11 protein-coding genes are annotated in these 12,981 nt (G+C 33.8%); 10 read left to right on the top strand and 1 reads right to left on the bottom strand.

Translation table 11 applies throughout. The features are described from left to right. Nucleotides 1-298: 298 nt before the first annotated feature. From B7R65_RS03830 to chbG, 5 genes are all read left to right on the top strand, one after another. Entirely contained in the window at nt 299-601 is a 303-nt protein-coding gene (locus B7R65_RS03830) for a PTS sugar transporter subunit IIB (protein WP_088041428.1), read from the top strand. Nucleotides 602-627: 26 nt separating this feature from the next. Then, complete coding sequence (locus B7R65_RS03825) at nt 628-1,983, top strand: PTS sugar transporter subunit IIC (RefSeq protein WP_088041427.1); 1,356 nt, start codon at nt 628-630, stop codon at nt 1,981-1,983. Between the two features lie 23 nt (nt 1,984-2,006). After that, nucleotides 2,007-2,327: a PTS lactose/cellobiose transporter subunit IIA gene (locus B7R65_RS03820; protein WP_088041426.1), complete on the top strand. Its 321-nt coding sequence runs from the start codon at nt 2,007-2,009 to the stop codon at nt 2,325-2,327. 126 nt (nt 2,328-2,453) lie between these two features. After that, on the top strand, nt 2,454-3,791 hold the full coding sequence (locus tag B7R65_RS03815; RefSeq protein WP_088041425.1) for a 6-phospho-beta-glucosidase: 1,338 nt from the start codon (nt 2,454-2,456) through the stop codon (nt 3,789-3,791). 85 nt (nt 3,792-3,876) lie between these two features. Further along, a complete protein-coding gene (gene chbG, locus B7R65_RS03810) occupies nt 3,877-4,593 on the top strand; it encodes a chitin disaccharide deacetylase (RefSeq protein ID WP_088041424.1) in 717 nt (238 codons plus the stop codon). 48 nt (nt 4,594-4,641) lie between these two features. On the opposite strand, the gene B7R65_RS03805 is transcribed toward chbG, so the two are convergent. Next, the gene (locus tag B7R65_RS03805) at nt 4,642-7,356 is read right to left on the bottom strand and encodes a sigma-54-dependent transcriptional regulator (protein ID WP_088041423.1); all 2,715 of its coding nucleotides are present in this window, start codon (nt 7,354-7,356) and stop codon (nt 4,642-4,644) included. Nucleotides 7,357-7,503: 147 nt separating this feature from the next. Between B7R65_RS03805 and rpoN the strand changes: the two genes are divergently transcribed. From rpoN to B7R65_RS03780, 5 genes are all read left to right on the top strand, one after another. Further along, nucleotides 7,504-8,808, top strand: a complete 1,305-nt coding sequence (rpoN, locus tag B7R65_RS03800) for an RNA polymerase factor sigma-54 (protein ID WP_088041422.1) — start codon at nt 7,504-7,506, stop codon at nt 8,806-8,808. A gap of 133 nt (nt 8,809-8,941) precedes the next feature. After that, nucleotides 8,942-9,172, top strand: a complete 231-nt coding sequence (locus tag B7R65_RS03795) for a glutaredoxin family protein (RefSeq protein WP_088041881.1) — start codon at nt 8,942-8,944, stop codon at nt 9,170-9,172. Between the two features lie 198 nt (nt 9,173-9,370). After that, complete coding sequence (locus B7R65_RS03790; RefSeq protein WP_088041421.1) at nt 9,371-10,399, top strand: sugar-binding transcriptional regulator; 1,029 nt, start codon at nt 9,371-9,373, stop codon at nt 10,397-10,399. A 45-nt stretch (nt 10,400-10,444) separates the two neighbouring features. Next, a complete protein-coding gene (gene gap, locus B7R65_RS03785) occupies nt 10,445-11,452 on the top strand; it encodes a type I glyceraldehyde-3-phosphate dehydrogenase (RefSeq protein ID WP_088041420.1) in 1,008 nt (335 codons plus the stop codon). Nucleotides 11,453-11,791: 339 nt separating this feature from the next. Then, nucleotides 11,792-12,973, top strand: a complete 1,182-nt coding sequence (locus B7R65_RS03780) for a phosphoglycerate kinase (RefSeq protein ID WP_088041419.1) — start codon at nt 11,792-11,794, stop codon at nt 12,971-12,973. The last annotated feature ends 8 nt before the right edge of the window (nt 12,974-12,981 follow it).

Raw genomic sequence — 12,981 nt, 5'->3', positions numbered from 1 at the left:
TTACACACTAATATTATATTTAGAAAACTTTCACTTGAAATAGTAACACACTACTTTAATATGATGATATTTAGATTTACACTTAAAAAAATAGTTATCTTAATCGAAAAGTTGGTACATAAGGCTTCTATAATTTAATTTCATCATTTTTTAAACTATTTATAAAACTTGGCACGCCATTTGCAATATAAAAGAATGTACAAACATAAAATTGTTTTTTTTGTTTAAAAGACATTGGGTTAGTGATTTATCTTTATTTGAAAGCGCTACAATTTATTTAACTATAGGAGGATTTAAAATGAATATTTTATTAGCTTGTTCAGCAGGAATGTCTACTAGTTTACTAGTAACAAAAATGGAAAATGCAGCAAAAGAAAAAGGAATTGATGTGAAAATTTGGGCTGTGTCTGGTGATGCTGCAAAAGATAATTTAGATCAAGCAGACGTGCTATTACTTGGACCACAAGTAAGATATTTAGCAGCTGAAATGAAAAAAGTCGCTGAGCCAAAAGGGATTCCAGTAGATGTAATCAATCCAGTTCATTACGGGTTAATGAATGGTGAAGCCGTATTAGAATTAGCACTTAGTCTAAAAAAATAACTTTTTTTAAAGGAGTCGACTAAAAAATGATGAATTTCGTAGAAAAGTATATAATGCCAACTGCAGCAAAAATTGGTAGCCAACGTCATTTATTAGCAATTCGTGATGCATTAATCGGTATGATTGCCATAACGATGGTAGGTTCGTTCGCTGTATTATTCAACAACTTAGGTGGCGCTATTAAAGGCTACGACAAATTGATGGAAGCAGTTTTTGGATTGAACTGGAAAACTTTAGGCAGCGATATTTGGTGGGGAACTTTCGCATTTATGACAGTCTTTGCAGTCGTAGGTATTGCAAATAAACTAGCGCGTTCTTATGGTGACGAAGGGTTTGAAGCGATGCTTGTTGCATTAGCATCATATTTTGTTTTAGTACCTCAATCATTAAAAGCTGTTTCAGTAACATTAGAAAATGGTGATACGGCAACAGGCGGAGCTTGGGGATTAGTAAATTGGAGCTACACTAACTCTACAGCGTTGTTTACTGGTATAATCGTGGCGATTGTCGCTACTGAAATATTTGTTCGTTTAACTAAAGTAAAACAATTAATAATTAAATTGCCGGATGGTGTTCCACCTGCAGTTTCTAAAGCGTTTGCAAAATTACTTCCAGGTATGTTAACAATTTTCATTATTGCTCTAGTCGGATTATTATTTAGATTGTATCTTTCAGATGGAGTTTATTTCAATGATTGGTTAAACTCAGTGCTTGTAAAACCATTAACAAATGCAGCTGATTCTTTACCATTTGCTATAGGAATTGCATTCTTCATTCATTTCTTCTGGGTACTTGGTTTACACGGACCAAATATTTTAGGTGGAATTACAACACCGTTATTTACTGCTTTAGGTAATGAAAATATTGATTTAGCGGCAAAAGGCGTAAGTAAATGGAGTGAATATAATGTAATGGCTGGTCCATTCTTCGATGCATTCGTATTCTTAGGTGGGTCGGGTGCTACACTTGGATTAATTATTTCAATGATCTTAGTAAATAGAAAACGTAATAAACAAATGATTGCTTTAGGTGGGGCTCCAGGTATTTTCCAAATTAATGAACCTATTCTTTTCGGAATGCCAATCGTGTTAAATCCATTGTGGTTAATACCTTTTATTGGTACACCAATTGTATTAACAATCACATCATATTTATCAATTTCATGGGGACTTGTTCATCCGGTGACGACAAATATACCATGGGTAACACCAGCAATTTTAGGCGGATGGTTATCAACTGGTGGACATTGGACTGGAGCAGCTTTAGCAGCAATAAACTTAGTAATTTCAGTAGTAATTTACTTGCCATTCGTAGCTATGCAAGAGAGAATAGATGCAAAAAAATTAAAAGAGGCAGCTAACAATAACAACGTTGCTATGTAATGGCGATCTGAGGGGGATATTAAATGAGTACTTTAGTGACTGTTGAGCAGACAGCATTTCAATTAATCTTACACGCAGGTAATGCAAAAAGTTCATTAATGGAAGCGATGCAAGCTGCTCGTGAAGGGAAATTAGACGAAGCAAATAGTAAGATTGATGAGGCAAAAATAGAATTAAATCATGCTCATCACGCACAAACTTCATTAATTCAAGGTGAAGCACGAGGCGAGAAAGTGGAATTAAGCATCCTATTAATCCATGCACAAGATCACTTGATGAATGCCTTAACAATGAGAGATTTAGTGACAGAAATTATATACTTACATGAAAAATTAGATAAATAACTGAATAAGTATGAAAGAAAAGTAGTTTTAGAGTTTTAACTACTTTTCTTACTAAATCTTGTATAGAACACTAGGTCTCAGGTAATGGAGCTAATGTTACTAAATAGAGGATAAGGAGTGGAGAAGATGAGTAAAGGAATTAAAATAGCAACAATCGGTGGCGGTTCAAGTTATACCCCAGAGTTAATTGAAGGGTTTATTAAACGTTATGATGAGCTACCTGTAAGAGAATTATGGTTAGTTGATATTGAAGCTGGAAAAGAAAAACTTGAAATTGTAGGGAACCTTGCTAAGCGAATGGTAGAGAAAGCAGGAGTTCCTATGGAGATTCATTTAACTCTTGATCGCCGTGCAGCTCTTAAAGATGCTGATTTTGTTACTACGCAATTCCGAGTAGGCTTATTAGAGGCTCGAATGAAAGATGAGCGTATTCCTTTAAAATATGGAGTAATTGGGCAGGAAACAAACGGTCCTGGTGGTCTATTCAAGGCACTTCGCACGATCCCAGTAATTTTAGATATTGTTAAAGATATGGAAGAACTTTGTCCTAATGGTTGGTTAGTGAATTTTACAAATCCAACTGGTATCTTAACAGAAGCAATTTTACGATACACTAACTTCCGTAAAGTTGTTGGTTTATGTAATGTTCCAATTCATATTCATATGAATATTGCAAAAGGATTAGGTGTAGAGCCTGAACGTGTTCACATTGATTTTATGGGATTAAACCATATGGTATATGGAACAAAGGTTTTATTAGATGGTGAAGATGTTACAAGTCGCGTAATAAGTGAATTTGCTCGTCCATCTGAAAGTATGACTATGCAAAATATTAAAGCAATGGATTGGAATCCTGATTTCATTGAAGCACTTGGAGCAATTCCATGCCCTTATCACCGTTACTACTATCAATCTAAGGTAATGTTAGAAGAAGAATTAGAAGCTGCGAAGAAAGATGGAACTCGTGCTGAGGTTGTAAAAAAATTAGAAGATGCGTTATTTGAACTGTATAAAGACCCGAATTTAACAATTAAGCCACCTCAATTAGAAAAACGTGGAGGAGCCTATTATAGTGATGCAGCATGTCGCTTAATTTCTTCTCTATATAATAATAAAGGCGATATTCAACCAGTTAATACAATGAACAATGGTGCAATTGCCTCTATCCCTGATGACTGTGCTGTTGAAGTAAGTGCTGTAATTACAAAAGATGGTCCTAAGCCACTTACGATGGGGGATTTACCAATTGCTGCTCGTGGACTAGTTCAACAAATAAAATCTTTTGAACGTGTTGCTGCTGAAGCAGGTGTGACAGGTGATTATAAAACAGCATTACTAGCAATGTGCATTAATCCATTAGTTGGTTCAGATAATCTAGCAAAAGAAATTTTAGATGAGATGTTAGAAGCTCATAGAGAATACTTACCGCAATTTTTTAAAAATGAAAAAGTAACAGCAAATTAAGATTAAATACTAATTTATTTAAAAGGGATGTAACTCAAAGAGTAGCATCCCTTTTTTAACCTAATATATAGAAGGAGTATAAGATATGGCGAAAATAATAGTTAACGCTGACGATTTTGGATATTCAAAAGGAGTTAATTACGGCATAATAGAGGCTCATTTACAAGGGATTGTTAATTCAGCAACAATGATGATGAATATGTATGCTGTTGAGCATGGAGTTGAATTAGCCAAAAAGAATCCTACTTTAGGTTTAGGGGTACATTTAGTATTAACTGCAGGGAAGCCTTTATCAGGAGGGTTAGAAACAATTGTTGATGAGAATGGCTCTTTTCATAAGCAAACATTTTGGTATTCAAATCCAAATGTTAAAATTGAAGAAGTGGAAAATGAATGGGATGCTCAAATCCAACGGTTTTTATCGTTCGGTTTAAATCCAACGCATTTAGATAGCCATCACCATATGCATATGATACCAATTCTACAACCAATTATTGCGAAATTATCCCAAAAATATAATTTACCTGTTCGAATTTCTGAAAAACATATTATTGATGGAATTACGCCTTTCTCTGATCAACTTTTAACAGATTTCTATGGTAACGATATCCCAGTCGATTATTTTGAGACAATTAAAGAACGCTTTAATCCAGGTGCGGAAACAATTGAAATCATGGTACACCCTGCGTTAGTAGATAATGATTTGAAAAATGGAACGTCTTATTGTTTTGAAAGACTAACAGAATTAGACATATTAACAACTGCTAAATTACCAGAGGGTATCGAACTAGTAAAATATTAAGAAAAAAGTAAAAAGAGCCATTCTCTAAAAGAGATGGCTCTTACTCATTTATTCCGTTGCAGCTACTTCATTTCGAGAATAAAACTCTAATAAATAGCATATTTCATCATCGGGGATGATAATATCACATGCTTCTTCGATTTGTTGGAGTATTTTTTTCATTTTTAAGTAAAGCATGTAGTGGGTATTGATTTTATCTTCTTTATTTTTAAAAAGTGTTAGTGGTTCCTCGTTTTGAATACGATTAATCATACAACTCATATGGAGCACGATCCCCATTAAATCTTCGTTTTTAAAAAATCTTCCTGTTTGAACTTGGATATCATTTAATGAACGACGAATGACATTAATGACATTTTTTGCATTTTTTAACGATATTGTTTCTTGCAAGGTGTCTGCCATTTTTAAATAAGTTTCTTCGTATGTTATTAACCCTTGGATCTTTTTTGTTGCTTTCATATTTAGTACATCCTGTAAATGGAATGTATTGTATGGAACATCTATATCAAAATTTGAAACGATACAAACTATATTTCGTTCTTTTGAAATGTCTTTTAACATTTTTTGTAATTCATCTTTATTTAAGAGGCTAATTGGAACAATTTCTAACATCTCTTTATCATAGACCAAGTTGTTCGCTAGTATATTTTTAATGGCTATTGCACTTCCTTGACCAGTCAAACACGCAGTTAAGATAACAGAACGATTAAATTCCAATTGTTTCTTTTTATTTGAATGAGAATTAATAAAAAATGTAGTAAGGTTTCTAACATCTTGATAAAGCTCGTCTAAACTGTAACCTAAAGTTGCTTTCCGAGATGCTTCAATAACATGTGCTGTACTTACCATTTGAATGACACGAACAGGGATTGCTAACTCTGATTCAATAATATCGCCTATATATGATAATGACCCCATATCGATGCATAAAAGAATACCATTTAACTTCCCTAAAGATTTAATATATTCTTTTACACGATTTAAAAATTCCTGAGGTTGTTCACTTAATGGCATATCAATTCCAATTACTTCCTCGTTTTCTAACAACTCATTTGTTACATTTGCCATTTCTCTAGCAATGCCATTCCCATGTGCTAACACTATTACTTTCACATTTGAATTTATCTCTTTAAAATTCTCATTTCCATATACAAAAAACATTGTAATAAACGCTACTTCATCGAATGGGATCGATACATTTGAAAAATCTTCAATCATTTTCACGCACTCAATGGAAATAGAAAATTCATTTTTATATTGTTCTCGAATTTGAGTAATATTCGGATGATATATTTTCTTGTTTGACTGAATACGTTGTAATAACGTTTGGATGTGCAAACTAAGTGCTACAAGTATTTTCTCATTAAACTTCTTATTTAATTTCTCTTCAGCCAATTTTAATACTTTTTCACTTAATGTTACTATTTCAGGCCGCATTATTTTTTGGATATTTTCTTTACTAGATAATTTTCGATTAATTGAAGTTAAATAATGTGTATAATAACTTTCAATATCATTTTCCATTAGTAAAGTTAATTCATCCTGTGCTACACCACGTTGTTTTAATTCCTCATATTTCGTATCAATTCGATCATAAATTGTATCAGTATCATCCATTTGCGGATTACTAATGATTCCTTTTGTAGGTGAGAATTCAAAATGCTCATTTAAAAGTGTAATGGAATGCTTCACTTTTTTCTCAATAAACAAGCCTTCCTTTACATACCAATTTAAGTCAGTACTATAAATACGGATTTTATCATGTTGATTCGTAATATAGTCAGCGTAAGCTTTCGCGCAAGCTAATTGAATATCGGCTTTAAGTTGACCGATGTTGTTTTGACATGGATAGAAAAGAAATGAACGAATCGTATTCGCACTTACAACAATTTCTTTTCCAAGTCGTAAACTCTCTTCTGTAAAAAAACGCTTAATAAGAGTATATCTTTCCTCATACGTACGATCTCGTAATGCTGGTAATTTTATTACCATAGGAATTCGACGAGTGAAGGTAGATAATAATGTTGATTCAGGGTCCTCTGTTGTTGCTGATATGATTAGAACATTGGAAGTTCGCTCATTCTCAGTCTCTCCTAGTCGTCTATACAACTGGTAATCGATAAATGTGAATAACATTTCTTGCCCTTCAGGAGTTAGACGATGAACCTCATCTAGAAACAAAATACCGTTATTTGCTTTTTCTAATAAACCTTTCTGTTCAGTTGCACCTGTATATGCACCTTTTCTAACACCAAAAAGCTGACCTAGTAAAAGTTGTGGATTATTAGCATAATCTGCACAGTTAAAAATGATAAATGGAGAGTCTTTACCCAAAATAGTTGATCGAATTGCAAAATCATGCATTCTAGCCGCAAAGGCAGATTTACCAACACCTGTTTCACCTAAAATTAAAGTATGCATTCCATTTGGAGGATACAGTATAGCAGACCTTGCTTTCTCGATTGCTGGCCTCAAACTAATATTTTCTTCATAAAAATATTCATACTTATAATCAGAAGAAATCGGATTGATTGAATCTTTTTTATCCGACTGAAGATAAACTAGACTACTATTCGATTGTAATTTAAATAGAACTGGTCTAGTATTTGTTTTCTCTAGAAGACCTTCTTTAACTAATTTATTTAAGTCACTACTTACATTTGCACGGTCTAAATTCAACTTTAATGCAATGTCGTTTGCAGTATATCCATTTTCATTACTTTGTTGGACAAAAACATCATAAATTTGGTTCTTTCTATTCATAGTAGCCCACCTGTAATAAAGACTTGTATATCTTTACTATACAGGAATTAGAAAACGTTTTCACTATATTTTAATATTGAAACAATTCGTCAAGTACTATGAAAAAGTTAAATATCGAGTAAAATAGTATTAAGGGAGTGAAGTAGTATGGAAATGAATTTAATTCAAAAACAATCATTGAAACTTGCGATGACTCAAGAACTCCGACAAGCCATTACAATGCTTCAATATAATGCCCAAGAACTTACTGATTTTTTATTCGAGCAATCGTTAGAAAACCCATTAATAGAGGTTGAAACTCCATATAATGAATACTCGACATCTAAAATCAGTAAACAACAAACTACTTCTCACGATCATGGTATGGAACTGTATACTCGGAAGACGGAAAGTTTACAGGAAGAACTTATTAGTCAGCTAAATGAGTTGAAATTAGATCATGACGAAATCAGGATAATTAAATACTTAATATATAATTTAGACAAAAATGGATTTTTAATGGAAACAGGTGAAGAGTTAGTTCGAGAGTTAAATGTTTCTATTGTACAATTACAGATATGTATCGACATATTACAGCGTTTCGAGCCTGCCGGAGTAGGAGCTAGATCGGTTAAAGAAAGCTTGCTTATTCAATTAAAAGGTCTCGAACGTGATACGACTATTGCTGAATTTGTCATAACGGATTACTTTGACTTATTCGTTAATAAAAACTGGAAAGACATTGCAAAAAAACTAAAGATTAGTTTGCCGGATTTACAAAGAGAAATTGATTTAATTTTAACTCTTCAACCTAGACCCGGATTAAACTATTTTCAGGATCAAGTTAACTACGTGGCTCCAGACTTATCAGTTGAAAAAATTGGGGAAGAATTTGTTGTATTAATTAACAATAAAATTATGCCAAGGCTAAAAGTTCTTAGTGAATATTCATCTATTTTAAAAGGTCAACATGAGAAAGAAGTTTCAGCATATTTAAAAGATAAAAATGCTCAAGTGAACTGGTTAATGAAAAGTTTAGAGGAAAGAAAATCGACAATGTTGGCAGTGATGAATTGCATACTCCGTAAACAAATCGCTTTCTTTGAAAATGGTCCTGCTCACTTAAAGACACTTACATTAAAGGAAATTGCTGAAGAGTTGTCACTTCATGAATCTACCATAAGTCGTACCTGTAAAAATAAATATGTACAGACTCCATTTGGTTTATATGAAATGAAGAGTTTTTTCCATCAAGGTGTAAATGCGGACGGAGAAGAGCTTGCTTCAACGAGTGTGCAAGTATTCATTAAGCAACTTGTGGACGAAGAAAATAAGGAAAAACCTTTATCTGATCAAAAACTAGTCCAATTACTAGCAGATAAACATGGAGTTGAAATTTCGAGACGTACAGTTGCTAAATATAGAGATATACTTAGGATACCAGGTTCATCAAAACGAAAGCGCTTTAGTTAAAGGCTCGAGTTAATCGAGAAGGGTAAGACCCCGCAGGCTCAGCTCACACCCCACGGAAAGGGAGCATCCTGTAACGGAAATCAACATTATTTTGTAACAAAGCCTAGTTGTTAAAAGGGAGATTGGAATGTCGATTAAATTAACATTATTTACAAAAACAAATTGTGGACTTTGTGAAGAAGCAAAAGAAGAAATCCAATCAATCAAAGTTGAAAATAATTTAGAAATAGAAGAGATTGATATTTACTCTGATGATGCTTTATTAGAGGAATACCAATTAATGATACCTGTTGTACAAATTAATGGAGAAATAATTGCATATGGTAAAATTCATAAAAGCGACATATTAAATGCCATAAAGTAGGTAGTTATCAGTTGCAACATTTTAATGACCCTGATACAATATAAATGTAGCAGGGTTATTTCATTTTCTGGAGTAAATCTTGTGAAAAAAAAACAACGTTGAAAGACGGTGTATATTTTTTAAAACAAGTGGGACATAATATGTCATAGTGGGACGTTTTGTGACCAAGAAGTAAACTCTGCGAAAGAGGAGATGAAAATGAACCATATTTTAAAGCTACAACACAAATTGTTACCTGATCTAATTCCGGTTATTCAAAAAAGATTTTTGATTCTACAATTCATTCGAATCATGCAACCTATAGGTCGTAGGAATTTGTCTGCTAGTGTAGGAATAACTGAAAGAGTTCTTAGATCAGAGGTTGCCCTTTTAAAAGAGCAACGATTGATTAATGTTGCTTCCTCAGGAATGACATTAACAGATGAAGGTCTGAGTCTTCTTCTCGATTTAGAACAGCCAATGCGTGAACTGTTTGGTCTGAAAAACATTGAAGATCGTCTTAAGGAAATGTTTAATCTTAAGGAAGTAATTGTTGTTTCAGGCGATAGTGATGAATTAGCTTGGGTTAAAAAAGAGATGGGTCGTGCAACTGTAGGCTGTATAAACCAAAGGTTAGAAACAAATAATATTGTTGCTGTTACTGGAGGTTCGACATTAGCCGCAGTAGCTGAAATGATGAATGCCGACTCAAAAGAACTGAATCCCTTATTCGTCCCAGCAAGAGGTGGATTAGGAGAAGAAGTAAGAAATCAAGCGAATACAATTTGTGCAAATATGGCAGAGATGGCAAAAGGTAATTATCGTTTATTACATTTACCAGATGAATTAAGTGAGGAAGCTTACCTCACAATGATGGAAGAACCGAAAGTCAAAGAGGTTTTAAATTTAATCCGTTCTTCTTCAATTGTTATTCATGGTATTGGTGATGCATTTACAATGGCCAAACGAAGACAGTCTTCTTCAGAACAACTAGAGACCTTAATTGAATCAAAAGCTGTTGGAGAAGCATTTGGATATTACTTTAATGAGAATGGTGAAGTTGTATACAGGGTTAGGACGATTGGTTTACAACTTAATGAGTTAAAAGATATTCCATATGTATTGGCAGTCGCCGGAGGTTCTTCTAAGGCAAAAGCAATCGCCTCTTTCTTAAAGAAAGGGCATGTAAACATTCTCGTCACAGATGAAGGCGCAGCAAGAGAGTTAATTAAAGGAAGTACCCTTTAACTATATAAAAAAATAGCTTCTACCTACTAAAAGGAGGAAATTATAATGGCAACTAAAATTGGTATTAATGGATTTGGACGTATCGGACGTATGGTTTTCCGTGCAGCTTTAAACAACCCTAACGTAGAGGTTGTAGCAATTAACGATTTAACAGATGCTAAAACATTAGCACACTTATTAAAATATGATTCAGTACACGGTTCTGTAAATGCTGATGTAGCAGTAAATGGTGATTCAATTGTTGTAAACGGCAGTGAAATCAAAGTTATTGCTGAGCGTGACCCAGCAGTTCTACCATGGAGCGAATATGGAGTAGAAGTAGTAGTTGAATCTACTGGTCGTTTCACAGATAAAAAAGATGCTGAAAAACACTTAGGTGGATCAGTTAAAAAAGTAATTATTTCTGCACCAGCTTCAAACGAAGATATTACAATCGTAATGGGTGTAAATGATGATAAATACGATGCAGCTAGCCACAACGTACTTTCAAACGCATCATGTACAACTAACTGTTTAGCTCCATTTGCTAAAGTATTAGACGAAAAATTTGGAATCAAACGTGGTATGATGACAACTGTTCACTCATATACAAATGACCAACAAATTTTAGATTTACCACATAAAGATTTACGTCGTGCACGTGCTGCTGCAATGAGCATGATTCCAACAACTACTGGTGCTGCTAAAGCAGTTTCACTAGTATTACCACAATTAAAAGGTAAATTAAATGGTGGTGCAGTACGTGTTCCAACTGCAAACGTATCATTAGTTGACCTTGTTGTTGAATTAAATACTGAAGTTACTGCAGAAGAAGTAAATGCTGCATTTAAAGCTGCTTCTGAAGGTGAACTAAAAGGTATCTTAGGTTACTCAGAAGAGCCATTAGTATCTATCGACTATAACGGTTGCACTAACTCATCTACAATCGATGCATTATCTACAATGACTATGGAAGGTAACATGGTAAAAATCCTTTCTTGGTATGACAACGAAACTGGTTACTCTACTCGTGTAGTTGACTTAGTAGAACACATCGCTTCTAAAGGTCTATAATTTTAATAATTAAAATTAATACGAGGGTGAGGGATTTTCCTCCCCTCTTTTATTTGAAATTAAATTTCCGCATTTAAATCCAACAAAATTTAAAATACTCTAAGAAATAAATTCCAATTAATATACATAATCTGTTAAAATTGCGGTGACAATATCACAGAATAGAAGGCGAATTCGTAAAAAGAATCGGAAATGGAATAGGCTTAGTCAGTCCAAATAAGCAAAAGACAAAGACAAATAATAGTTTGTTTTACTACTCTTTTAAGAGAATTTGCGCATCATCTTAAGGAATAGTTGCTAATACTTGGCTGAATATAATACATACTGGAGGCATTTACTATGAACAAAAAGTCTTTACGTGACATTGATGTAAAGGGTAAACGCGTATTTTGCCGTGTAGATTTTAACGTACCAATGGCAAATGGTGAAGTAACAGATGAAACTCGTATTCGTGCTGCACTTCCTACAATTCAATACTTAGTAGAAAACGGAGCAAAAGTTATTTTAGCATCTCATTTAGGTCGTCCAAAGGGACAAGTTAATGAAGAACTGCGTTTAAATGCTGTTGCAAAACGTTTAAGTGAAAGATTAGGAAAAGATGTTCGTAAAACTGATGAAGCATTCGGCCCTAAAGTTCAAGAAGAAATTAGCAAAATGAATGAAGGCGATGTTTTATTATTAGAAAATGTTCGTTTTTATCCTGGCGAAGAGAAAAATGATGAAAAATTATCAAAAGAATTTGCTGCTTTAGCTGACGTTTATGTAAATGATGCTTTTGGAGCTGCTCATCGTGCTCATGCAACGACTGCTGGTATCGCTAAGTATATTCCTGCGGTAGCTGGTTTCTTAATGGAAAAAGAGATCAGTGTATTAGGTAAAGCACTTTCTAATCCAGAGCGTCCTTTTACAGCTATTATTGGTGGAGCAAAAGTACGTGATAAAATCGGTGTTATCGAAAACTTAATTGAAAAAGTAGATAACTTAATTATCGGTGGTGGCCTTGCTTATACGTTCTTGAAAGCAAAAGGATACGAAATCGGTAAATCGCTTCTAGAAGAAGATAAAATCGACTTAGCAAATGAATTTATGCAAAAAGCAGAAGCAAAAGGTGTTAAATTCTATATGCCGATCGATGCAATCATCGCTGATAAATTTGGTGAAGATGCTAATACGCAAGTAGTAGAAATTGATAAAATTCCAGCTGATTGGGAAGCACTTGATATTGGTCCAAAAACAACAGCACTATATGCAGATGTTATTAAAGACTCTAAATTAGTTATTTGGAACGGACCTATGGGTGTATTTGAAATTGATAAATTTGCCCAAGGTACAAAAGGTGTAGCGCAAGCATTAGCAGATTCTGATGCTTACTCAATTATTGGTGGCGGTGATTCTGCGGCAGCTGCTGAAAAATTTGGCTTAGCTGAAAAAATGAGCCATATTTCTACTGGTGGTGGTGCTTCATTAGAATTTATGGAGGGCAAAGAACTTCCTGGAGTTGCACTTTTAAACGATAAATAAGATTAACA

It is taken from the genome of Bacillus sp. EAC (genome assembly GCF_002156875.1).
Lineage (GTDB): Bacteria > Bacillota > Bacilli > Bacillales > Bacillaceae_G > Gottfriedia.
Note: the sequence above shows the minus strand (reverse complement) of the source record. Positions and strands in the feature narration are given on the sequence as shown.

What these genes read in the sequence shown, in the direction of transcription:
- B7R65_RS03830 (WP_088041428.1), top strand. Translation starts at nt 299, where the DNA reads ATGAATATTTTATTAGCTTGTTCAGCAGGAATGTCTACTAGTTTACTA.
- B7R65_RS03825 (WP_088041427.1), top strand. Translation starts at nt 628, where the DNA reads ATGATGAATTTCGTAGAAAAGTATATAATGCCAACTGCAGCAAAAATT.
- B7R65_RS03820 (WP_088041426.1), top strand. Translation starts at nt 2,007, where the DNA reads ATGAGTACTTTAGTGACTGTTGAGCAGACAGCATTTCAATTAATCTTA.
- B7R65_RS03815 (WP_088041425.1), top strand. Translation starts at nt 2,454, where the DNA reads ATGAGTAAAGGAATTAAAATAGCAACAATCGGTGGCGGTTCAAGTTAT.
- chbG (WP_088041424.1), top strand. Translation starts at nt 3,877, where the DNA reads ATGGCGAAAATAATAGTTAACGCTGACGATTTTGGATATTCAAAAGGA.
- B7R65_RS03805 (WP_088041423.1), bottom strand. Translation starts at nt 7,356, where the DNA reads ATGAATAGAAAGAACCAAATTTATGATGTTTTTGTCCAACAAAGTAAT.
- rpoN (WP_088041422.1), top strand. Translation starts at nt 7,504, where the DNA reads ATGGAAATGAATTTAATTCAAAAACAATCATTGAAACTTGCGATGACT.
- B7R65_RS03790 (WP_088041421.1), top strand. Translation starts at nt 9,371, where the DNA reads ATGAACCATATTTTAAAGCTACAACACAAATTGTTACCTGATCTAATT.
- gap (WP_088041420.1), top strand. Translation starts at nt 10,445, where the DNA reads ATGGCAACTAAAATTGGTATTAATGGATTTGGACGTATCGGACGTATG.
- B7R65_RS03780 (WP_088041419.1), top strand. Translation starts at nt 11,792, where the DNA reads ATGAACAAAAAGTCTTTACGTGACATTGATGTAAAGGGTAAACGCGTA.